Here is a 26,150-nt window from a genome sequence, read left to right on the forward strand (position 1 = left end):
ATTTATTGATTTTTTCATCCTGAAACAATCAAAAAATCCGTTCGTCTTCTTTACAACGGCTTCTTAATGGGTGACCCCAGAGTTACTGGTCAAAGGTGATCGGGCTTAGTTGTATTAAAAGGAGCGGCTAGCTGTTTAAAAGCCAGCACAATCCAATAAAACCAACAAGACTCATTCACCAATCTCAACCGAATGCAAAATGAAAGACCTGACCCCAGAGTTACAAATCTCATGCAAAATGAAAGACCTGACCCCAGAGTTCATTTAGTTATATATTCATCGATTATCAAAAATGGGCTACTCGATTATCTCAAATCTTAAAATACAGATTTGGTCAACTTTCTCACTACCCATTTCAAAGGGAGGATAGACAGATTTAGGAAAGTTGATAAAATCCATTTTCACCCGCTTTCCATCCAGCTCAACTTGTTTAGTGACAAATTTTTTCCAACAGCCATGCTGGGGGATTTGCTTATGCGGTAGTATCCTAAAAAAGCTCTGTTCATCAATTGTAAATCGATCTAAACCATCGTTATTGTATTTATCCGTTCGAATAACCCCCTGAACAGATTGATGTAGACTCTCGTTAAGCTTGAGCTTCAGAACATTTAATTCTTGATTTCTCTCAACCGCATTTAGGTAACTTAAAAAGATCCCTATAACCCAAACAGCAATAAACACATTAAGAACTTTAACTTTATGCCCTTCTAAATTAATCTTTAACTTAGGTAAAAAGAAGTAATAAAATAGCCCCAAGGCTGGTGATAACACCAACCTAAAGGTTTCCCACATTTCACTTTCTGCTAAAACGTCATAAATCATGGTTACCTCGTAAACCAATACAACCAACGGCCTAAAACTCCAGCATCATAGGTATTAATTTCATTACCTATTTGATGACCAATACCTTTAGATGCTTCGAATGGGAATAGTTTTTTGTCGCTACGACCAAATAAATCAACCCCAAGCCTTGGGCCTGAACCTTCGGCAAGAGTTGGAGATGAAAATGGCTTATCTGCCCACGCTGTAGACTCTTGCCAGCCAATGTCATATTTAAAGGCTGTAAGGTCATAATCAGTATGAGTAGAGTACCCAGTAAAGATATCTTCAAGCGTTGCAGAATTGGTAACACTGCTCCAACTTTGCAATGCGGCATCGACTCCAATCTCATATATTCCTTCTTTAAAATGCTGTTCACTTGCTTGAACAAAACCATCTTTAGATAAGGCCAAGCCTAAAACTCCATTACTTTGCACACCAAAGTTGATATTTCCACTACCGCCTAAGATACCTCTAAAGATACCAACACCACCAAGAGAGAGGGTATTAGACTTTATAGGCGCATCTTTAAGGTGAGCTAAAGTTAGAACATCAAAAGTTTTGCTCAATGGTTTATCTAAGTTCATTAGATAATCAAATGATCCTGATAATACATCTTTAGTGTACGACCAAGCTCCTTTTGAAGGGCTATCAGGTGCAAAGAAATAACCATCTCGCCAAGGACCATATGATCTAGCCTCATTCCATTGTAATGAATCTGCTAATACTTGCTCCATATCTGGCGATGATTGCCATGCGGTGTTGTTAGCAATATTAGCCTCTAAATCATAATTACTATTTGGCAACAAGCTCAACTCATCAAAGCCCGGATTTGGATTAAACGTATTACGATAGAACCACTCGCTATCACCACCTACTGAAGCAAGGCTCGCTTGTTTATTGGCTAAATCGTTATAGTACTCTTGGCTTAAATTACGAGAATTCTGCATCAAGGCACTATTAACATTCGCTCTTGCAATTTCATCACTGTTGAAACGTGCTTGGGTATCATTTGTGATTTGGCGTTGTTGTGTATCAACAAAATTAGCCATCTCTTTTTGCATATCGACATTGATGTCATCAGCGGCTTGGTTGGTGATTGCACGTGAAGCATTTTGTCCCAAAAGTAATGCTTGGCTATCAAATTGGCGCTCTACTGCATTACGTTGCATACCCCGATAAGCACCATCTAATGTTGCATTACCAGACTCAGCTCGAAGCTTTTGTCTATCATTATACGACTTAGCTTCACCCGCCACAATGGCATTACCCACTGCATTGCCAAACGCATCCAATGCGACATTATCAAAGTTCCAGCTGGTATCTTCACCAAAAGCTTTTTTCACGCCATAGCTAATACCCGCACTGGCTAACCCTGCGACTGTACCATCAATAACGCCTTCAATACCTACACCGTTACTATCAAGCCCCGGTAGGCCAGTATTCCCCGTCGCCGCACTTGCAATACTCGATGCAGCTACATTTGCCCAATTAAAGCTTGCCTTGTTACCCACCAATTTATTAGCCGCAACACTACTTATTGCGCCTGTTGCGCCCATAATCGCTTTACCCGTATTTGAAAGCGTCTTTAAGCCAGTCGCTGCATTTTTTGTTGCATTTGCGCCATCTTTAAACAACATTGCAGCATCTGAGCCCTGCAACACAGAGCCCATACCCGCCGTAGCAGCAGAGGTTAAACCTGATGACAACGCATCTTTTAAGCTAAAGGAGTCAATTGCACCAACGGCTTTACCTGCAAGTTGTCCTGCGACCGAACCAACAAAACCACCAACACCTGCAGCCAATAAACCAGCACTTGCAGTAGAAAGCCCAATAGCACCTCCGAGACTACCAACCGCGGCAGCAGCGCCTCCACCAAGTACACCTAAACCACCACCAAAGGCAGCTGCACCTGAATAACCTGCTGCAAGACCAGCCGTATAAACTGTAGCAACTACAGTGACTGCCACCATAATGATGGTAGCCACTGCATTACAACCTTCTTGCGGTGGCGGTACAAAGGCGTTTTCTGGAATATAGTTTTCCATCACTTCGCCTAAGTTAATTGGGTTAAAGCTGTCGCTATCATTCGCGGCCGTCGTTTGGCTAGGAATATGCAACACTTTACCTTGTTCGAGTGGCTCATCTGGGCTTTCTAAGCCATTAAGCGCAGCAATAATGTACCACTGGTCTTTATCACCTAAGAACATTTGCGCTAGGTTTTGTAAGGTTTCACCGCCTTGCGTAGTATACGTTTGGGTTGAATTAACCGTGTCTTTATCTATTGGATTAAATAAAGTATCCCTAACGTTAATTTCACCACTGTTTTTAAATTCGCCTGAGTAAGTATTACCACCAGCATAAGCATAGTGGGCTTGTGCTTGAACGCGCTCCTCAAAATTAGGTTTGCCATGAATACCCGATGTTAATCGGAACCTTTCTTTATCAGTAAGGTTAATATGCTCCATTTGTTCAATAATATCATTTACTCTACCCTGAGTTTCGGCTCTGTGCGATACAGAAGATTGAGAACCTGTTCGCTTACCGCGGATATTGCCCATTAAGTCATATTGATAATAAGCAGCATTATAACCATCAGCTTTTTGGTCTTTATCTACTTTCTGGCTAAGCTGGGCAATTTGATTTCCCTCTAAGTCATAGTAGTAATAACTATAGGCATCACGATAGTGCTTTTGGCTAGAGTCAGATTTAACTGTACTCTGTTGATAGTTATCGAATCCTTGATACATGTAGGTAAGTGCCTGTACTACTCGGCTCCCATCTTCTTGATAAGAACGATTAGTTTGCCTTGATAGCAAGCCATTTTGCTGGTCGTAATAATAATTACTGTCTACAACTCTATAATCATCAACTTGCAAATCCTCTGGTAAAATATTGCTAGTAAAGTAATTGTCTAAACTTGATGGTAATAAATTCTCTGATTTCCTTTGCCAGTTTTTAACCACCTCTAATTGACCAGAGTTTGTATATTTAAAGGTTTGTACACCTTTTAATGAGTCAACTAATTGGCCTTTGGCTTTACTCTTAAATGTATGTTCTTGAGCAACATCAAAAAATTCTAACTGGGTTGTTACTTTACCAAGAGCATCATATTTATATTGCATTAGAGATGACCAATTTAATCCTTCTGTGTCGAATTCAGCCACACCATCATTAATACTAAAACGACTTTCGATTAAATTGTTAAAGTTGTTGAGCTCACTTGTATATGCCTTTGATAACTTGGCAATAGTGCCATCTTTGTTGTAGTCATAAGACAATATGCTACCTTGATACGACCCACCGAAGCCATTATTCGTGACATCAACTTCAAGGGATTGCCTACCTAAATCATCGTAGACATAAGCTGTTTCTCTATCGAAACGCGTTCCATCAAAGTTGTTTTGTTCAACCGTCTCTAATACCACTCTACCCGCTGCATCGTATTTATATGCATAATTTTCAGTGCTAGCTTCATTGTCTATATTTATCAATACACTAGCATTCACTATAGGCTTATCATTTGAAGTATCTAATAATGTATCTGTACTTGCAGATAGAGGTGTTGGAGAAGTAAATGCCATCATCATTGGTGCAGCTAAAGCACGGATTTCAGCTACAGGTTCTTCAATTACCGTGTCGCCGATTGCTGTAGCCTCAATACGGAAATTACCTAAAATACCCTCTACTAATTGCAGCTCCAAACGACCTGACTGGGCATTAAAACGTTTAACCTCAGGAAGCTCTGCTTCTATAAGCGGTAAATCATTACCGTCTGCATCGACAGGGATAATGCGATATTCATAGCTTGATACGTCCATACCGCGGAACAGCTTGCTCAACTGGATAACTTGACGCTCTCCACTGACGGCCTCTATGGTCGATTGTGGTACCGCAACGGGTCCGTTGATATCTAATGTAAATTCAATAATGGCTTTATTGCCTAAACCATCGTCGGCAATCACTTTAAATTGCATCGGGATCACAGGGATATCGTCAATACCAGGTGTCCCCGATAACACGCCATCATTATTGGTTAACCAGTTATTAGCACTGTGATTCGATAACGCTTGGAATTGACCTTTTTCATTTTTAATTAATGTTTCAAAATTAATAAAGTGTCCCCAAGCTGGCAATAATGCATGGGTATCAAGATAAAAATCATCACCGTAATTTAGCGTTTGGCTTGGTACTTCAATACGGGTTTGTTTATCGGCCTGAATACCACTTACCCGTAATGTGGTTTCAATACTGGCCTGACGACCGTATTGGTCAGTCACTTGTACAAAGATATCCCAGGTACCGTTAGTATCTTCTGGAGGGTGTGCTTTGATTGAATGACTGTCTGGATCAAAACTAGCCCAATCCGGTAACCCGATGACTTGATAGTCTAAGCTATCACCTTCTTGATCGAAGAAGTGAACCGATTGTTGCCATCGCTCACCATCAACTAAATTAAGTACAGGTGCGATACTTGGCGCCTGTGGCCCTTGGTTTCTCAATACATTGAGGGTAAAGCTATCGGTACTTTGAGCACCTTGGCTATCTGTAGCGGTTACTTGAATCGTGTATTGGCCCTCATTGCCAAAACTAACTTGACCTTGCACTAGCATCGTCTGAGGATCAAAGGTTAAACCTTTTGGTAAGCCCGTCACTTGGTAGTCTAGAATATCACCTTCATAGTCAGTAAATGGCGCAAGCATAAATAAGCTATCGACATCAGTACTAATATATTGGTTAGCTAAACCAATCGAACGCGGCGGCTGATTAATATTAACCACTACATCGGTTCTGGCACTTTGGTTCCAGTTATCACTAGCAACAATGGCCAATTGGTATTGCCCCGGTTGCAATATCTTCCCTTGTAATACGCCAGTATCGCTATCAAATGACACGCCTTTAGGTAATGGCATCATAATGTCGTTACCGAGCACATCTTGCGTCACCATATAAGCTTGATACGTTAATGGGTTGCCCGATGTAAAGTAAGCAGCGCCATTAACCATAAAGTCTTGTTCGGTTTGTTGATTGATAGGCTCAATCGCTTTAGCAACAGGTGAAGCACTACCATCAAATACTGTAACCGTAAAGGTTTTGAATTCGATATGACCTTTAAGGTCTTTTACTTCGAGTGTAATGGTGTGATCGCCAATCGCACTTGCCGGTGGGTTATTAGCTTTTAATTTCAGCTCACCATTAGGGTTATTTTCATAACTAAATAGTTGCAACCAATTCGGTTTGACCGTTCGATTACCGTCTTCATCGACGGTATCAACTAGTTCGTACAATAACTCATCGTTTTCAGTGTCGATGTGTGGCATAAAGAGTTCTGTCTCAGTTTGCCCTGCGGTAAACCAGTGCTGACCCACTTCTCCTTCTGGGGCTTCATTTGGCCCTACAAAAACAGTAAATGCTTGCGCAACTTGCTCAAATGCGCCTTCGGCATTTTGATTTTTGCTATAAATCACCGCTTCTAAGTTATACATACCAGGCTGTAACACGTAGCCTTTGTTATGAGTCCAGAAGTGTTTAATTTCCCAGTGCTCCCATTCCCAAGTAATATCAAAAGACATACCCTCTGGTAGGCCATCAATACGGATATCGACTTGATCGTTTGTGAACTGGCTACCCTGATTTTGGTTGACTTCAGCCAGTGCCGATTCAACCCAAGGCGCAATCTCATCAGTGCTTGGCAATAACTTAGGTAGCGTTTCAAACTCTTTACCATAGTAATCAGCTTGCACGTTTTCTTGCCAATAACCATAGCGTTTGTCTTCTTGAACATAGACTTGTTGTTCTTGAATGACTAACTCAAAAGCTTCAACTGGGGTTTGCCAACTTTCTGTTGACGCGTCACGGTACAAGACCCATTTAATTTCGTTATAGCCACCGTCACGATATGTTGGCGTACCATTGATGTCCCAACCTTTAGTATCCCAAGGGTTGGTTTCTGTTGGCTCTTGAGATAAGTAGTTATCCCAATCTATTTGCCCCCAATCAGCCGTTGGGTCACCATTACCATAAAAAGTGATGCCCTCTGGTAAACCTTCCACTTTAAGTTTCAAGCCTGCTAAATCAGGTACATCAATCCCCTGAGTTTTGGCATCAACTAGTGCTTGGGCAACCCAAGTATCTACTTGCGCTTTATCAACTTTATTTTGGCTGTATACCTTAGTTTCAAAGGCAAAATCACCTTTTGTTTTCCATGTAGCCAAATCTTCAATTGGCATCGCACCACGGATAATGGTTAATTCAAATTCTACTTCGCTGTGATTACCATGGCTATCGGTTGCACCGTATGTCAATGTGTAGCGACTAGACGGTAAGTCTTGCTCAATAACCTTACCACCTATCGTGCGGGTATCGGCATCAAAATACAGGCCCTGTGGTAAACCTGTTAAGGTATGCACTGGTATTTCGCCTTCAGGATCGATAAACGCAGGTAAGGTTAAGCTCATCACTGCTTGCTCATGATGCATAATAGGGTCGACAGCAGGTGCCAAGACCGTATTATTAGCGTTGATTGTCAGTACCAATTCTGAATTAACTTGCTGACCTAATTGGTTTGAAGCAATTAAGGTGACTTGGTAATTACCCGCACTGCCTTTGGCTGGCATGCCTTGGATGATCCCCTGCGCTGGATCGAAATATAAACCTTGAGGCAGGTTGGTTAGCTCAAATTGGATCACATCACCCGTAGCCGGATCGGCCTGCCTTGCCAAGCCCGGAATACGCACATGCATAAATTCATACTCTTTCGCTTGCATTGGCAAAAGCTCTGGCAATTTATTGGCTAGATTATCCGCTGCGAGTTGATCAAAATCACTGAAGTCATTTTTAACTGTCTCGTTACTGATAACCAGTTGCAGAGATTCACTAAAACGCACTTCACCCACTAGTTCAGTTATCACCTCTAGGCGGTAATTACCCACTTGCTCTGTTGATGCACGTCCTTCAATTTGCCCTGTAGCTGGGTTATAGCTGAAGTTTTCAGGTAAACCATTAACCGTTACTGAGGTGACTTCCTGTGGATCAACACCGTTAGGTAGGCTATCGATTGTATAATTAAAAGTTTGTTCAACTTGTGTCGCTATACGCGTCACACCCACTAAGTTATCAACATTCAGTACAATACGGTGAATGGTTTGATTACCTTGGGCATCGGTTGCGGTTAACCAAACTGGATATTGCCCTTGCCCTTGTGCTGGTACATTGCCATACAGCGTTTGACTGACACTGTCATACCATGCCCAATCAGGTAAACCCGATACTGCTACCGCTAATTGATCGCCCTCGTAATCAATGAACGCAACTTGCTGGTTTAGGCTGTCTCCGGCTTTTAAATCGATAATATCAACATTAGGGACAACAGGTGCTTGGTTACGCAATACATTTAAGCTAAAGACTTGAGTAGTTTGTCCGCCCTGTGAATCAATTGCCGTTAAGCTGACGTTATAAAAGCCTTGTGAATTCTCAGCTAAATAACCGCGAATGTTAAGCGTGTCTGGATAAAAAGTTAACCCCTTAGGTAAACCCGATATCTCGTAAGTGAGCGCTTGAGTATCTTCAAAGTCGGTTGCGTTTAATAGTGAAATATTAACTCGACTATTGGTATACAACTGCTGGTCAGATTGTGCAGGTAGCTGTGGCGGCTGATTAACCTTGAGCATAAACTCTTGGCTTACTGGGATAAACGCATCTTGTGCTGTCACTTGGATGCGATAATTCCCTGGCTGAGTCAGCATACCCGATAGCTCACCCGTGGCAGGGTTTATTGTTAAGCCTTGCGGTAAAGGTAATACGCGTGTATCACCACTATAATCATCGATTAATACATTGGCTGTGTAAGTTAAGGCATCATTTTCTGCATCATTGAAGTACTGCTGTAAATCAATAGCAACTGCTTGCTGTGTTTCTATGTACTGATCGCCAATAGGTCGACTAGATGGAGCAGAATTGTATGGCATAGTCACAACATCAAAAGCAATTTCAACTTGTTTTCCGCTTGTACCATCAGTTGCTTCGATGACCACCTTCTCGGCACCAAACTGGTGCTGACCACTACCACCTGTGACCAGTGGTGGGGTTCCAGAGAAGGTTTTATTCCATGAAGAGAAGTTTAACCAACTTGGTTTTTCAATCACTTTGTAATTAATATAAGCATATAAGTTATCTTGGTTCTTAGCCGGTAATAGCTCAAAGCTTGTATATTGGCCTTCCACTAAATATTGATTATCCATAGGCTTAGCTTTAAGTACTTGGCCCGCATCAACATCTATATTTAACTGATACCAAGTTTCAACGCCCTGCGCATCTTTAGCCATCACTTGCATGCGCTGAGTAGTATTACTGACAGTGATAGGCTCACCGTAAATTTCACCAGTATCAGCATTTAAACTCAGACCGTCAGGCATACTGAGCACTTCAAAAGTAGCGCCTTGCTGTGCAGCTTGATTGAGCTCAGGTGACAGTAAATAGAAGAATGTGCGGCTATAAGCCTGGTATTCACCTAAATCGACAATTGTAGCCTGTGGTGCATCTTCTATTGTTAACGTAAATTCAACCTGATTAGTGTTCCCTACCGAATCGGTGGCTTGATAGCTCAGGGTAAAGTCTCCGTGAACAGGATATCTAGGTGTCCCCCAAATCGTGCGAGTTTGCTTATCAAAGTAAATACCATTCGGTAGTTCAGTTGTTTGTCCTAACTCATTTACGGCTACTAATTCATAATTGATAAAGTCATTTTCGGCATCGGTAAAGGCAGGTAAAACCTGACTAAAATACTGCCCCTGAGGCGTATTGATGACCGATAATTCTTCTGGTGCGTTTGGCGCACTGTTGCCCTGAACCGCTAATCTGAACGAGGTAGCACTTTGGTTACCCATTAAATCTTTGGCTACAAGATGAATAAGATAATCGCCTTCACTACTTTGCGTGGGTGTGCCGACTAACGCATGGTTGTGCTTGTTATAGCTTACACCCTCTGGTAAGCCGAATACTTGATAACTGAGTACATCGTTTGCATCATCATTAAAATAAGGTAACGGCTGGGCAAAGTACTGCTCAACTTTTATCGCTATATCGTCCATTTGAGGTGCAATTGGAACTGCATTCGCACCCACAGTAATGTTAAATTGTGCAGATGTAGTATTACCCCACAAGTCAGTTACAACCACCTCGACAGGGTAATCACCTCGTGTACCCGTCGCTAATGTACCGACAAAAGCGGATATAGTTGGATCATAACTAAAGCCTTGTGGTAAACCATCAAATGTGTAATTTAAGGTCAGTGGATCAATACCATTTAACGGTTTTAGAGGTATTTCAACGGCTGTATTCTCTAATATATTAATGTCAGCCTGAGTATATTCAGGTAACGGCAAATCATCACTCACACTAACCATCATATTTAACGCTATAATACGAGGCTGATTATTTTCATCAAATGTCTCGACATTCAATTCATATTGGCCTTCTGTACCAGGTAAAGCTTGCCCAACAATGTTATTCGTCATAGGGTCAAAAGAAAGCCCTTCAGGTAAACCTACTAACGAATTTGTATTGGATGGCGCTAGATAACTTGATAAGTTAAATGAGACAGGTGAAGTATTTGTCGTCACAATATCGTAATTGCTGTCGTTAAATATTGTGAGTTTTTGAGTAGTGCTTGTAGTGCTTGTTGACTCTGTATCGCTCGAGGTAATGTATAAACGATATTTATCACTTACCTTATTAAGATTTGGAAATGCTGAAGCCGATTGTCCTGAAACTTCAAAAGTATAAAGACCTGTAGGTACTTTTTCAGGGTCAAACTGCAGTTCATAAGAATACTCATCAGCAAGCCCCTCATATCTATTGTTTATATAAGCTTTTAGGCTGAACAGATTTGAAAGTACATTACCACTATATTCACCTTTATAAATCAAGTTAATTATTGTTGGCTGATTGTCTTGTTGCTGTAAATAGATTAAGCCATCTCCAGAAACACGCCCCCCTGTAAGAACTAGCCCACCTTCGGCTGGCATTTGAGATTGACCTTTGACAAACTTGACATATGGAGAATCAACTTGTAGGGGTAAAACTTTAAGCTCTAGGTCTGTACTCTTAATAATTTTTCCATCATTATCAGAATCATCGCTAGTTGCACTGATAGGCAATTTAAAGCCTCCTGAGGAAAGTTCTGCCGTTCCTACAACGCTCAATCTGGCAACAGAGTAATCGCCATCTGTATAGGTCTTATGAACCAGTTTTAAACCTTTTGGCAGTTTATCTTCTTCATAAGACAAGGTTGGGAAATGACCAATATCTTTAAATTCAACAAATAAGTCATTTTCATTTAATTGCTTCCCTTCAGTAACCTCTAAAGACTTCTTAGTATTGTCCCCTTCCTGAAAGAGGTTATAAACATCAATTGTAAATTCAATATTTACTGATTTTTTAGACTCAAATGTGACTTTGGCATTAAATGTATGTTTTTTAACAAATTCAGGCTTATTTAAGTTAAAAATTAAAACTTGTTTCTTTTCATCATACTTAACAAAACTTTCATCTGGTGCAATTTCCCATTTAAAAGACGCTATCTCTTCATTTGCCAAGCCACTGTCTTCAAGTATCTTATTTATTTTTTCTTCGTGAGGACCGCCAACTGTGGTGTAGTTCAATGCTTTGTTAAATTGAATCGGATCATATGAGGTATCGCTTCCTGCGATGCTTTGTGTAAAGGTCTTTTTAATCTCATTTTCACCATCTGTTACATCAAACACCATCTCAAAGGAGTTTGACGCGTCATCTGGAATAACACCTTCGTATTCTAAGGTAATTGTTTTAGTTGAATTATCAGTAGTCGATGTATTTATCTGATTAAGCCAAACTGGTATATTTTCTGAGGAATAAATCAATCCATCACCAACTTGCTTTTTGTCTTTAATCTCTACTTTGACTTTAACTATATCACCAGTTTTATAGGCTTGATTTTGAGCTAAAGGTTTATCATTGACGTAGAAATCAGCAGAAATTTCAGGCATGGGGTTGGGGTTATCTGTAACATTGTAGGTTACCTTGATCCAATCTGTTGTTCTTGACTTGTCACCTTTTAGTTCATCGTAACCACGAATCTCAAAGCTATATACACCAACATTTGTGAATGTCTGCTCAGGTATAGTTAAGGTCCTAATATTTTCACCTATCGAACCTGGACTTAAGTTAGGTAACGTAATTTCAGGATCCGCGCGTACTTCAAAATGAATCTTCTCTCCTTCGAGCAGCGTATCCTCTAATTTAAAATAAACGGCCGGTGATACTTCGTTGTTTTCCAAGTTAAAAGAGGAGCTTGAATTTTCTATTAATGTTAATTCAGGAATTGTATTGGTGTTTGGACCTGTCCCAGGGCTTGTATTATCATCTGGCTCCGCCTCAACAATAACTATAGATGCAGTAGTAACTGTATTATTGGTATATCGATCAATAACCTTGAAATAGTATGTTCCTTTAGATGAGCTAAAAGGCTGTTTCGGATTGACTTGTATTACGTTGCTATTACGTCTTACCTCATAATCACCAGATCGTAAATTCGTCTCGTATTTATAGCTATAGTTGGCACTAACTGTATCCTTATAAATATCCGATACATTGGCGTTACTATCACTCAATATTATTTCGAGGGTTTTACCTGAATTATCAGCATCTATCTCCCATTCTGGGGTACTTGTACTGAATGCACGAAGAGGGTAATCTAAATTAAGGGTTACCCATTCTGTTCTGGCTAAGCTAGTTGACTTTCCTTCACTCCCCCAGTGCGCAACAGGTTTGAAACGAATTTCCTCAATGCTGCCTGTTCTTCGATTGAAGTGTATGTTCCCTTTTCCATCAATTGTAATAATATCTGGTTCGGCTGATTTCCACTGACCTATAGATTTATCGTAATAGGATAAACTATCCAGATTGTAGCTATCAGCCCCGGAGCGATAGAGGTGCGTGCTAATATTAATACTTTGTTGATATCTTATTGTACCCAGATTAGTTGGCAACGTTTCCCATTCGTAGGGCTTTTCAAAAGTCATACTCACTAAAGCTTCTGGGCTTTCTAAATTACCACTTTTTGCCACTACTCTAATGTTAATAACATTATTATTGAGGTCTGCTTGTGAAATTGGGGGTTCTGAGACAGCTTTAATAGTTAACTTTGTAATACCACCAGCCAAATCAGTGTACTCATAACCAAGCCAAGATGGCTGTTCAATTACTGTCCCTTTTTTATCAGTAAACTTGAATTCAAAATTACTGATCGGAAAGTTAGTTACACTGTCGACTAAATTATTGGGCGTGTCGTTGTTACGATCTTTGAATAAGACTTCAATATCATTGAACTTTTTAGTCGCTTCAAGTTTAGGTTGCTGAACATCAGATAATAATTGTGGCTTGTAGTCTATATCCAATAGGAAATATTTAGAAATGGGGGTTCTATCCAAGCCCTCTCTTACTAAAGTGGAATTTTCATGCTCTATACGATTAGCTCTGACAGCAAGCTTAAGTTGCTCTACTGGACCATCATAATTATTGTTTACAGTTAAATCGCCTGTATCCGGATTTAAGAGTACTGGTGTTTCATATGTATCACTACCGATTCGAATATAGTCCCCAATATTTGAATCGTAATAGAACACGTTATATTGACTATTCTCATCGAGTAAATCGTACCCATCTGCTTGATAGATAAATTTACTCAATTCAAATTTATTACCTTGTTCAAGTGACTGAACATCTAATAAGTTTAGTTGTTCACTCCATTTGAATTCAGGATCCACTTGTATAGCTAATTCACCTGTGCCTTTAGCACTATTTTTATCTCTAGCAATTACATTGATATAGTAAGGCTTTTCTTTTCTTATGAATTCTACAGGTATATTTGCAGTGTTTTTGATAACAACCTGTCCACTTAACCTGTCTTCAGTGATATGTAGCCAAGGTGCTAAAAGCCTCAATTCGCTAATAGTTAACTCTTGTGGATCACCATCGAATTGATAGTTAAAGGTCAAGGAATCGTTTATATCGATATCACTAAAATCAAAAGTGTGAGTAAAGAAATTATAGGCGTCAGGACCATCTGAAATTGGATCATTTTCACCGTCAACAGCCTCGACAAGTATGATCTCGGGAAGATTATCATTAGGTGAGTAGTTGAGCTCAATATCAAGTGTTTCGTCAAAAGAAATGCCATTTTGGGTAACACTTACGATAATGCTTCCTTCAGTGGCATTACCTCGGTAGACCTCTGAAAGATCTAACCACCAAGTTTGAATTGGAATATTGTTTTCATCTAGCTCTATGTCACCATTTTTGTCTAATACAGGTGCTTGATAAATGTTCATCCACCTACCAGAGCTTTTTAGGGTAACAGTAAAGTCATCATTCAGAATATCTATATTGAATATCTTGTCTAACCTCACTGGGTTGCCTGAATCTAACTTAATCGTATCCATCACAACAAGATAACTAATATCAGCCGTTTTGACCGCACCATTAATATCTCTTGATATGATTTGAATATTTTCAAGTTCACTTTTTGTCGAAGTTACTGGTACTCCAGTTAGAACGAGTTGATTAAGGTTAGGTTCAAAATAGAAGTCAACTCCACTTGGTAAACCCAAAATATCGTAATCTACTATGCTACTACTTGGATCATAAAATGCTGGGATAGCGAAACTGTTTAACTGCTTTCTCGCATCCATTTTTAGTGGTTGCTGATAAAGTGGTACAATCGGCTCTAGGTAAATATTAATATCGACGACATCAACAACAACCTGACCATCAACTTCGGCTTCAACTTCAATAAAAGTGGGGTTGATGAGCTTTTGTGTCGGATCTATTTTGGAAGGATCTACCTCTAACTTTCCATCGAAAAATCTGACCGGTAATGAACTTAAATCCGATAGTATTTTGAAAGTCGGTGGATTAACTTGATTAGGGAAATAGTCGTTATTAAATAGGTCTAACCCCAAACCCTCTGTCTGAATCAAATTTAAACCACCCTCAGGGTAGTTAAAATACAGATCATGCAAATTATAATGTAGCTTTAGTGGTTCACTTTGCGAATAACCGTCACTGGCGGTTAGATTGAATTGTAAACTCGGTGTTGTAGTACCTTTAGGGATAACTGCACCGGGAAGAGTTTTGATATATCCTAAGTTATTGTTGTCTATACCATATTCTATAAAATCAGTCAGGTTATCACCTTGTTCAATTAACAATGAGAACGTTAAATCATCACCGTCAACATCAATAAAGTAATCATTAGGATCGAAACGTATTAGGAATGGTTGGCCAACATACAAATCAGCAAAAATATCATTTGTTTCGATGGTTGTCTGAGCTTGATTATTATTATAAACACTCAACTTGACTGGTATTTCAGAAGTCAAGCCTCTTGTATCATCTTCTAAATCATCGCGATTTATATCGGTCGCTCTAATAGTAAGATTTTGATAAAATTGAACTTTATCTTCAATATCAATTGGTGCGTTGATTTCTATGTATAGATTTGTTTTTGTTGAATCTTGATAATAGTTGATGAAACCTGAATCTGGATTTACCAAAGCTCCGTTATTGTATAAAGCAATGTCAATTAAGTCGCCATTTGGATCAATAAATAGCTCACTCAATGGAAAACTCAACAATGTTGTTTTAAGTGGTTTTAATATGAAATTAACTTGTTGTTTTACCGCTTCTGGTGCTTGGTTCTCATCTACTTTAATATTTCCGGTGTATAGGTTTTTAACATCAACACTTGTACGGTTACCCATTAAATCATATGTATAATCAAACATTACTTTCGTAGAGTCAGTAATATTATCTCTTACAGTAACCTTAGTTATGCGGCCTAACGCGTCATAATTTGTTTTTGTTGTTTCATCAATAATATTGTGTAATGAATCAAAGCTGACATTTCGCTCTTCAATCACACGTCCCATTTCATCATATCGGTAATTTATGTAAGGCGTTACAGATTCCCCAGCATACGAAATAGTTTCATTACCGGATATGGATTTAATTTGACCATTGTCGTAATAGCTGTAATTTTTATAGCTTGTATCTTCAACCTGTACCTCTGATAATCGACCTGTGAATTCGCCATTATCTTCGTATAAATAATTCCAAACACGATCTGACAAATCGGTTTTCTTAATTAAGCTGTTATTGTAACTGTCATACAGCCAAGTTTTTATGCCAAGACCTTTATCAAGGTCCTTATTGCCTAACTCACCGAAATATTCAGCCGATTTTCGGCCCATTTCATCCCATGCATAACTTTTTATCATGCCGTCTGGCGTTTCTGAACGTGTTAAGTTTCCATCTTGGTCATACCAAAATCTGTAAATATTGCCTTTTGCATCAATTCGACGAACTTGCTGCCCAAGCTCATTGTATATTGATCTATGTATTTGCCTTAATACTGTGTTTCCATTTTGATCGTCTGTAAAATCGTTTGCAGATAAGACATTGCCCTTTGCGTCAAGCTCTCTGTATGTGATGTATCTATTAACTTCATCATTGCCTTGTTGTTCAGCTATTTGTCTTCCGTAAACATCATAGCCATAATGTATAGTCACACCTGTGGCATCAGTCGACGACGATAATTGACCAGCGCCGTTATAAACATTGTATCGATAGTTACCATTTGCATCTTTTGATGCAATCAGTCTCCCCATTTCATCATAATAATTTTGGAATGTTGGTTTGTGATAAGACCAACCATCACTATGAGGTGTTGTAAGTTTTACAGATGGATGTATTTCTTTTACAACTTGGTTGCTGTGGTTATATTCGTATTTTGTAGTTGTGGAGTCACTTGATATAGTTGAAGCTTTTACATGCTGCGTTACATTATTCCAACGATCGTATTGTATATACTCAATTAATTGAACGCTTTCAATATCATAAGAGTAATCAGCTAGATTTGTTTCTTGAACAAATGATGGGCTCACTTTTGTCTCTGCTTGGCCTATTTTATTATAAGCAAAACTTGATAAACCTTGAGCAACATCATTAACATATATGAGATTACCTACCAAATCATATCCAAAGCTCTTTTTGATACCACTGGCATCTATTGATTCAATAAGCCTCCCCGCATTATCGAACTTATATTTTTCTTGGTATAATTCATAGTCACTATCACTGAAGCGCTCATTTCCTTTGTAACTTAATTCTCCAAATGAATTGTAAACAGCATAACTTGCTTGATCCCATAGAACAGATTGGCCTGTCTCACCGCTAAAAGCATCATAACCATCTCTGTAAATGTGGGAGGCAATTTGATTACCATTTTTATCATATTCATAAGATCGATTAGTATACGCCTTCGGTAACTTTGAGTTTAAAGCAGTAATAAATGACTCAGGTACGTCCATAGGCCTTTGGTCGTCAGAGTTACCAAACAGGCTAATTTGGGGGCCATTCTGTCCAACCGTTAATTCGATATCATAGGTGTATGAAATAGCATTAGCATCATGATTAGGAAAAACGCTTTCTAAGACATTTTCGCTTATTTTCCCAATTATTTTTCCAAGTAGTACATCAAAAACAAAGCCATCAACTAACCGATCATAACTTAAAGCTTCAGTTACAACACCAACAGACTGGCCTCTGTTGATATATTCAACGTTCATGTTAATTGTTAAATATTGAGATAAGTTACTTAGGTCGGTGTATGGTGTTATTTCTGAGAGAATACGCCCACGATGATCAAGCTCGTATTCTGTTTTGACTCCGTTAGAGTCTTTTGATTCAATAATGTTTCCGCGTAAATCGTATTTAAACTGTTGAACAATATCATCATTACTTTCAGCAAATACGAAACCACTTGGGGTGTTGGTTGCAGTACCATTATTAAGCTGCCTTATTTCTACTTGATTACCACGTGAATCATATTTAAATTGAGTCACTTTGTGTTGAATAAGTTGGCCTTGTGCATTGCTCTGTTTAATACCATCATTAATCAACTCAGAAGCATTTGTGATTGTAGATCTTTGTGCTTCTATAGTTGTGATTAATCGCGATAAAGCATCGTATTCTTGAGTTAGTTCTGTACCGTCTGCACTTGTAATCTTGGTAATATTACCTAGTGCATCATATTCTGTAGTGGTTGTTAACTCATCGTAATCAGTACTGATACCATTACTATCTCGACTTGAAATAAAATAGCTATATTGAGTGGATGTCTCTTGACGTCCTAAAGCGTCATAAGTGTAACTCCAGACACGGTCTTGTGTTTGGTCTGACGCTCTTAAAACAGACGGTGGAAAATCACTGGTTATCTTAGTTACATCAAGTTGTTTTGCATACTCGATGTAACTTTCAACTTGTCCAAGATCATTATAAACCCACTTGGACACATACCCCTCTGGATTAACTTCCAGGGTTTTTCTTCCCATTACATCATAGTAGTGATAAGTCACCTGGTTATCAGCTTGGCCCTGTGAATCCGTTAACCCTGTGTGAACATGAGTTTCAACTACTTGCCCAAAACTATCGTAAACGTAATCTGTTGTTGGTGATCCAGTCGAACTACTGTTAGGGTTTGTGTAAAATTCAATTTCAGGTTGAATCATACTCAATAGACGGCCTAAATCGTCGTATTTATACTCGATTTTACGGTCATTTACTGATTCATTAAATTTAGATCTAAAGTCGTTAATACTTGTTGACGCGTCTTTAGAGAGTAAGCCTGTAGCTTTGTTAGCATAACGGGTCATTGATGTGCGTTGACCGAGTGCATCGTACTGGTAACCCGTAACATAACGTTCGGCATCAACTTCGTAGGCAACACGCCCTAGCGCGTCATAGATTTTATAAGACTCTTCTACTACGCCATTGTCTGATATTATTTTTTGATAAAAAGCCTGGCCCAGTGCATCGTATTTAACATCACTAATTAACGCTTTAGTGTCATTATCATTGGGAGCTTCTGTTCTATTTTGGCGCCCTGCATCATCGTATCCAAAGAAGTTTGAAACAAAACCGTTATACCAAGTAGCGCTGTCTAGGTTTGTTTTGAGGCCGACTCTCTGCTCATCTATATTACCTGAGCTATCATATTTATAGGCAGTAACATTGTGCGCCTCAAAAGTAGCGAGTGTTCCATCATTTGTTCGGTAGTTACTATGCTTAACTTTTGGTCCAATTTCTTCAGCTAAACGACCTGCTTCATCATAACTATAATGCCAAGTTTGCTGGTTTTTATCTGTGTAACTCGACTTTAAGCCATTGTCGTAATACGTCCAAGATTCAGTATTGCCTAATCCATCCTCTTGGCTGACTAGTTGTCCTGCGTCGTTGTATTGATAAACAACTTTTTGCTCAGCATTGCTACTGGTTGCAGCATCAACTAAAGCTGAATATGATAATCCTGCGCTAAGTGTCAATTCACCATGGTTGATTTCGGTTTGTATTTGTCCGTTAGCGAAATATTGGATCTCATTGACTGATTCATCGGCATTTCGCGTAAAGCGTAATCGCCCCGCCTCGTCATAGAATAATTGGCTAGTCTGATTGCGAGAATCGTTTGTTGCGTAGGCGCCAACTAATGCATCTTCGAGTGTTCCAATAGTATGGGGAACAAATGTATTTTCATCCGTTGAGTAATCAACTTCTAAGGTAGCGTAGGTTGTGGTGCTTGTAACTCGGTTGCTAGAGTCATATTCTGTTGCTTTAACGATAGCTTTGCCATCATCTGTTTTTTGCAAGCTGTATATCGCATTGCCTTTTGCATCATACAGTGTGGATGTCGCTTGATATGGACCACTACCTAAACTATCAATAGCGGATAAATCCCCAACTTTAAGTTGTTCCAACAAATTACTTGGGATGGCTACCGTGTTTATATACTCAATTTTTTCTTGGACTTTATTTTCCGCGTTATAGCTTAATAGCTTAATTGCACCATCCGATGCGATTTGTGCGGTTAAACGACCATCTTTATCATAAGCATTGTAGCTCGTTCTTGAAGATTGATTTAATGTCCAAGCCTCAATATCTGCACTTGTGAAAGCGATCGAGTCAGGCATAAAAGAGGCGAACTGACGCACAGCTATCTGCTGGCGCGCATTATCATAAATAAATTGAGTTAGGCTATTATCTGAGTCTAATTTATAGATTAATTGTCTGTTTTCATCATAAATAGAGCGCGTTTGATATTGAGCAACAAAGTTTTCATTAGCTGTGTTTGTATCAATAGAAATGGAGCCGGTGGTCTCACTTATGACATTACCATTATCATCATACTGATATTGAATAGCTGAAACACTTTTATCTTGAGAGATTTCACCTTGAGATTGTAGGATCATGCGACCTAAGTTGTCGTAACGATATTCAGTTACAAGTGCGCTTTCTGTACCATAACCAGCAGTTTTCTTGGCAATATTACCGACATCGTCATAACTAAAATGGGTTACTTGCTCATCTTGAGTTCCCTTTGCAGTAATTTGGTATTCAAGACGACCAGCATTGTAGATAAAATCTGTTGTTTGACCGCTTTCATCTTGCTCAAATACGACAAGCCCTGCACCATTTTCACGAATTATGGTTTTTAATTCTTGGATATTTCCTGAGCTATCTGTTACCGACTGAGTAACAATTGTTTCTTTGCCTAGCTCTTTGCCATTTTCAATGTAGGTTTGCTCTTTATATTCAATGGAACGGTTTTCACCATCAATGTATTCTTCCAAACGACCATTGGCGTCATATTTATTTTCTTCAACTACGTCGCCATTAGTTTTTGTTTTTAATAAGGCCCCATTTAAATCGTATTCGTATTGAGTGGTGTTATTACCCACTTGCATTGATTGAATTTCACCAAAGGCATTAAAGATGGTCGTGTATTCAATACCCTCTGCCGTTGTTCTTGTATGCTTTCTTTGTGAGTCGTTATATGTAAATTGAGTTTTATGGCCTAATTGGTTGTTAGTTTCGGTAACTCGGTTAAATGCATCATAAGTGGTAACGGTACTTTGCTTCTGACTTTGAGTGTTGTTGATATTAAAACCGGTTAAACTCGTCACAACTTTTCGCCCCTCAGGGTCATTAGTGTACAAGTATTCAGTGATATTACCTTCGGCATCAATTTCTTTAGTTAAACGTTTGAAGGCATCATATTCTGTCGCAACAAAAATAGAAGAGCTTAAACCGTCAAGGAACTTACCTGTGATAGAGCCACGTTTGTCGTACTCGTATACCGTTTTTTCTTGTGGAGTATTGAAACCAAATTGACCAACATTGACACTTTTTATTTCTCCAAAAGCGTTGTAATCATAACTTGTTTCAACATCTGCGGCGGTAACACTTCTCTCGATTAAACCTCGAGCGGTGTAAAAATTAGTAGTAGTCAGCGGATGAGAGACGTTGTTGTTTAACCAGCCTATGATATCGCTGAAGTCACCACCAGTTAACACTTGGTTGCTTAGCGCATTGGTCGGTAATTTTTTTTGATATTGATTAACTCTAGATTGCTCACCAAAGTTGTTATATTCATAGCTGACCACATTACCAAAATGGTTTATGACCGCTTTTAATTGACCAAGCTTGTTGTAATAAAAGTAGCTTGTTCGATCTTCAGCATCAGTAACAGATGTTCTTCGGCCTAAGTTATCATATGTATAACGATTTCCATTAGTTTCAAAAGCGGCTTGAATGGCATCTTCTGAGCTAAGTTGGCCGACTTCTTCACCATCTAATTCTCCAATCAACAGCCCCCTTTCATCATATTGCCATCGTTGTGTTCGATTAGTTTCTGGTGTGTTTACATCTTGTTGCTGGGTGAGGATAAGGTTACCGGCTCTATCATATCGATAGTTTATAACTAGCCCATCAGGTGTTGTTTTTTCTAATAAACGATTTAATTCATCATATTGATAAAGGGTAACGCGATTTTGCTCGGTATTAGTGGTCGGTACAGCAATTTCACCACCGTTATAATTAACAATTAAGTCATTGTATTGAGTAGATTTTTTTAAATTTCCATTCTCGTCATATTGATAACTGGTAACTTGGTTATCAGAATTAATTTCGGCTTTAACTTGACCTCGCCCATCATAGGTCCAGTATTGATTGTAAATCGCTTTACTGGTTACTAAACCTTGTGCCTCTTCATTCGCTATGATTGTATGAACCTCAGCTTTTAAAGCTGATAATGAAGCTTGTTCAGGATTAGTTGTGACAGCCCTGTTATATACCGTTTCTCTGATTTTGTTGCCAGCACCATCGTATTCATACTCAGTAATATAACCAGCACTATCGACCTGTGCGGCTATTAAACCGTCCTGAGTATAAATATTTCTTTCAAAGCGATATGACCCAGGAGATGGGACTAACGTAGCTGTATCTCCTGTAATGGATAATACATTCGCATTTTCATAGGCTTTAGTTAAAACCAGACGATTATGTTCATCATAGATGTACTCTGTTACATAGCCTTCAGCATCTAAACTAAATTGCTGACGGTTCGCATCATCATAAAATGTTTGAGCAACCCTATTTTGATTATCTGTTTTATCTAAGGCAGACGCGAAGCTGGCAGTTGTTATTAAATTACTGACAGAGGCATTAGTCAGAGAAGAAAGTTGGATAGCTGACGCATCAATCTCATTCGAACCAGTTATAACATCATTAACATCAAACTGATTTTCTAGAACTTGACCAGTAAGAGGGTTCAATTGATAAGCAAGACGACTCTTATTATCGTATAAGTCAACAGTGCCTAATCTAAGATCGTTGAGCTTTGCAAAACGAGTAGTTTTAAGTAGATTGCCTGCTTGATCATATTCAAAACCAGTAACTTTTTGTTCGCTATCAACAGTATAAGCAAGTTGGTTTTTATCATCATAAAAATAAAAAGTTGGCTGATAATGCTCATCCAATGTGGCAATGACTTGCCCTTCATCATTATAAGCAGAATATTGCGTACCAAAGTCACTATTGAGGACTTCATTTTTACCTCGAGCTATGCTCGTTGTTCGTCCAACTAAATCGACTAATTCTGTTGTAATTGATGCTTGCCTACTTGCAGACATGCCAGCATCTTTGATGGTAATAATACGTTGCTGACTATCTTGATATTGAATTGAAGTACTGTTGCCCTCGGCATCAATAGTTTGTGTTAATCGACCAAGCGTGTCGTACACAAATTGAGTTACGTGATCAAGCTCGTCAGTTGTTTTTTCACCCTTGGGACTAACTTGTTGCAGTAAACGCCCTCTTTGATCATAAACATAACTTGTTTTGTATGTTTCACCTTGACCATTTAATTCTTGATATTGAGTTGAACTATCTAACTGTCCTCTCAAATCATAAGTAAATTTTGTTAGTTGATGATCGCCTAGAGCCCAAGTCTCTAATTGTAATAAAGATATACCTTCAGTCACATCATATTTAGCTATGTACTGTTTCTGCTCCGCTAACTGGCCAAAGTTGTTAAATACATTTTCTAAAACTCTTCCATCCGTGCTGACTTGGAATCTTTGCTGATAGCCATTATTGTCGTAAATAAAGTGTGTTGTCTCAGTATCAGAATCTGGTTGGATAGTTTCCAGCGCGGTGGCCAGACTTGAAAGTAAGCTATGCGTTTGGGTTAATTGATTTAAGCTGTTATAGCTTTTTATGACAGTATTGCCTACATCATCCCTTTCGTGAGTTCGATTACCCATCTCATCATAAGCATATTCAATTTTTCGGTTTTCTCCGTCTTGCATTGACAAGACATTACCTTGATTGTCATAGCTATAACGAACAACTAGTTTCTCAGCAGTAGTTGATTCTTTGATGTGATGTGTAAGTAACTCTTTGTTGGCATTAAAGCGATAAATATTTATTGAGTTACCGATAGTAACCCGTGTTTCTAAAGCGCTAGGATAAGTATAACTAATGGCCTGATTTTCTGAATCGGTAATAGAAGCTAGTTTACCGTCAGGATGATATTCAAAGGATTGTGTTAACTTATCATTTAAGAAAAGTTTACTTACTTTGTTTGTATCATCATGGTACTCATAGCGTGTAACATATATTTTTCCATCCCGACTCTCTTTAACACCAAGTATGTTATCTACAATAATAGTAGGAGTGAGATCAACCACAATCGTTTCTAAACGTTTGTGGTTATCGTATGTGTATATAACCGACTCAGTCAGGACTCCATCTTCTTTAATACTGTATCCTTGAAGTAAGTCGCCGTCATAATCAAAATCGATAATTTGTTGTGCACTTACTTGATCGACAAGCGCTTGATCTATAAACCCGTTAACATCATAAGTTAAATGTACACCTTTACCATCTTCATCAAGAATATTGATGAGCTTACCAGCGACGTTATATTGCTCTGTTGTTAACGAGCTACCCTCTTGGAATTGATACAAGTCGTTTTTGAAAGTGATCGAGTCATGAGCTCCCTTACCATCTGAGCTGATGTAACTTTGCTTGCTTGAGTCCCAGACAAAAACCTGAGCTGCACCGTCAGCAGTTGTTCTGGTAATTGAGCTCCCTTCACTATTTACATTTCCAGTTAGTGATAGGTTTTTATTGAACCCTAAACGCCAATTATCGTTATTATCACCATCAAAACTTCCTTGGCTGTTGTAAGTTCTTAGCAAAGATGCATCAATTCCTAAACCTTTCAAAATATCATCTTGTCGTTGAATGATTAGGTTACCGGAAGCAACGTTAGTATAAACACCTTCACCACTTCGGCCCAACATACCAAAACCGCCTAAGTTGCCATGTTGATTTGCATTGAAAAGTCCAAGTTGCTCGCCAGAAATTACAGTCGCCATATTATTATTCTCACTATTAACTTATTAACTACAGTTAATTTTTATTCCATTAATCCGCTAAACGGGGATGTATAATTTTATTTCAATACATATACATTCATTGCAAAATGTAAATCGTTCACTTTTTTTTAGATTTTTTTCAAATTTATTTTTTTGAAAACAAGTTGAATCGAAATGGGATAGTAGAAGAGAGTATTTTTACGATTGGGAAAGTTTAAAGTTGTTTTGATAATTCAATAAGACGAGGCTTTTATGTAAAACCTCGTTTTGTGACAAATGAGCTTTAACAAGCTTGGCCACAGGCCCAACCGCAACTCCAGGCATATTGGAAGTTATAGCCGCCTAACCAACCTGTTACTTCGGTGACTTCACCAATAAAGTAAAGCCCTTTAGCTTTTTTAGCTTCAAAGGTTTTACTCGATAATTCATCCGAGTCCACGCCACCTAATGTGACTTCAGCAGTACGATAACCTTCTGTCCCATTGGGTTTAATTGTCCAATGGTGTAAATATTCACTTAGTGCATTTATTTCTGGTTGGTTAAATTGTTTGATTGGTTTATCGATAATATCGCCACTTGCAATCAGTGATTCAACTAAACGTTTAGGTAAAATAGTCGCGAGTAAGTTTTTGGATGACTTATCAGCTTGGCTCGTTTGCCAATCTGCAATTGATTCGGCTAAATTAAATTCAGGTAATAAGTTAATAGTGACGGCTTGGCCAGCTCGCCAAAAAGATGATATTTGTAATATGGCAGGGCCTGATAAACCACGGTGGGTAAAAAGTATATTTTCTTTAAACTCAGTACCATCTTCACTCTTAACCAGACTCGGCACGCTTATACCGGATAAGGCTTCGAAGCGCTTTTTATCATGGTCGTGTAGCGTAAAGGGTACCAAGGCTGCCATGGTGGGTAAAACATTTAAACCAAATTGTTCAGCAATTTTATAGCCGATAGGTGTAGCACCTAATTTAGGCATAGTTAAACCACCAGAAGCAACCACTACAGATTCACACTGAAAAGTGTCTTGATTGGTTTCTACTAAATATCCATCGTCATTTTTTTCAATATTTAACACTTCTGAGCGCAATTGAATATTAACGCCTGCCCATTCGCATTCGGTCAGTAAAATATCAACGATGTCTTGCGCGCTATTGTCACAAAACAATTGCCCTAGTGTTTTGTGGTGGTAAGCCAAACCGTGCCTATCAACTAATTCAATAAAATCATGCTGTGTATAACGACTTAAACAAGATTTAACAAAGTGCGGGTTCTGGCAGAGGTAGTTTTCAGGTGAAGCATTTTCATTGGTAAAGTTACAACGACCACCACCACTGATTAATATTTTTCGACCAGGCTTTTTACCCATATCGATAACGGTAACACTTCGCCCTCTGTAACCAGCTTGGGCGGCACACATTAGGCCTGCAGCTCCTGCGCCAATAACCAATACATCTTGTTTTTGCACGTTTTTCGTCTCATTAAACACAATTGAGCCATTATAAGCTGATATGATTT

3 protein-coding genes are annotated in these 26,150 nt (G+C 38.8%); all 3 read right to left on the reverse strand.

The window, feature by feature from the left end; translation table 11 throughout:
• Positions 1-297 precede the first annotated feature (297 nt).
• Positions 298-822 (reverse strand): hypothetical protein, encoded by a 525-nt coding sequence (locus tag HR060_RS15300; protein ID WP_174201168.1) that lies wholly within the window; start codon positions 820-822, stop codon positions 298-300.
• 2 nt (positions 823-824) lie between these two features.
• Complete coding sequence (locus HR060_RS15305; RefSeq protein ID WP_174201169.1) at positions 825-24,632, reverse strand: putative Ig domain-containing protein; 23,808 nt, start codon at positions 24,630-24,632, stop codon at positions 825-827.
• A 283-nt stretch (positions 24,633-24,915) separates the two neighbouring features.
• Positions 24,916-26,052 (reverse strand): BaiN/RdsA family NAD(P)/FAD-dependent oxidoreductase, encoded by a 1,137-nt coding sequence (locus HR060_RS15310; protein ID WP_217434952.1) that lies wholly within the window; start codon positions 26,050-26,052, stop codon positions 24,916-24,918.
• Between the last annotated feature and the right edge of the window lie 98 nt (positions 26,053-26,150).

Source organism: Marinifaba aquimaris (assembly GCF_013328345.1).
Lineage (GTDB): Bacteria > Pseudomonadota > Gammaproteobacteria > Enterobacterales > Alteromonadaceae > Marinifaba > Marinifaba aquimaris.

What these genes read in the sequence shown, in the direction of transcription:
- HR060_RS15305 (WP_174201169.1), bottom strand. Translation starts at nt 24,632, where the DNA reads ATGGCGACTGTAATTTCTGGCGAGCAACTTGGACTTTTCAATGCAAAT.
- HR060_RS15310 (WP_217434952.1), bottom strand. Translation starts at nt 26,052, where the DNA reads ATGTGTGCCGCCCAAGCTGGTTACAGAGGGCGAAGTGTTACCGTTATC.
- HR060_RS15300 (WP_174201168.1), bottom strand. Translation starts at nt 822, where the DNA reads ATGATTTATGACGTTTTAGCAGAAAGTGAAATGTGGGAAACCTTTAGG.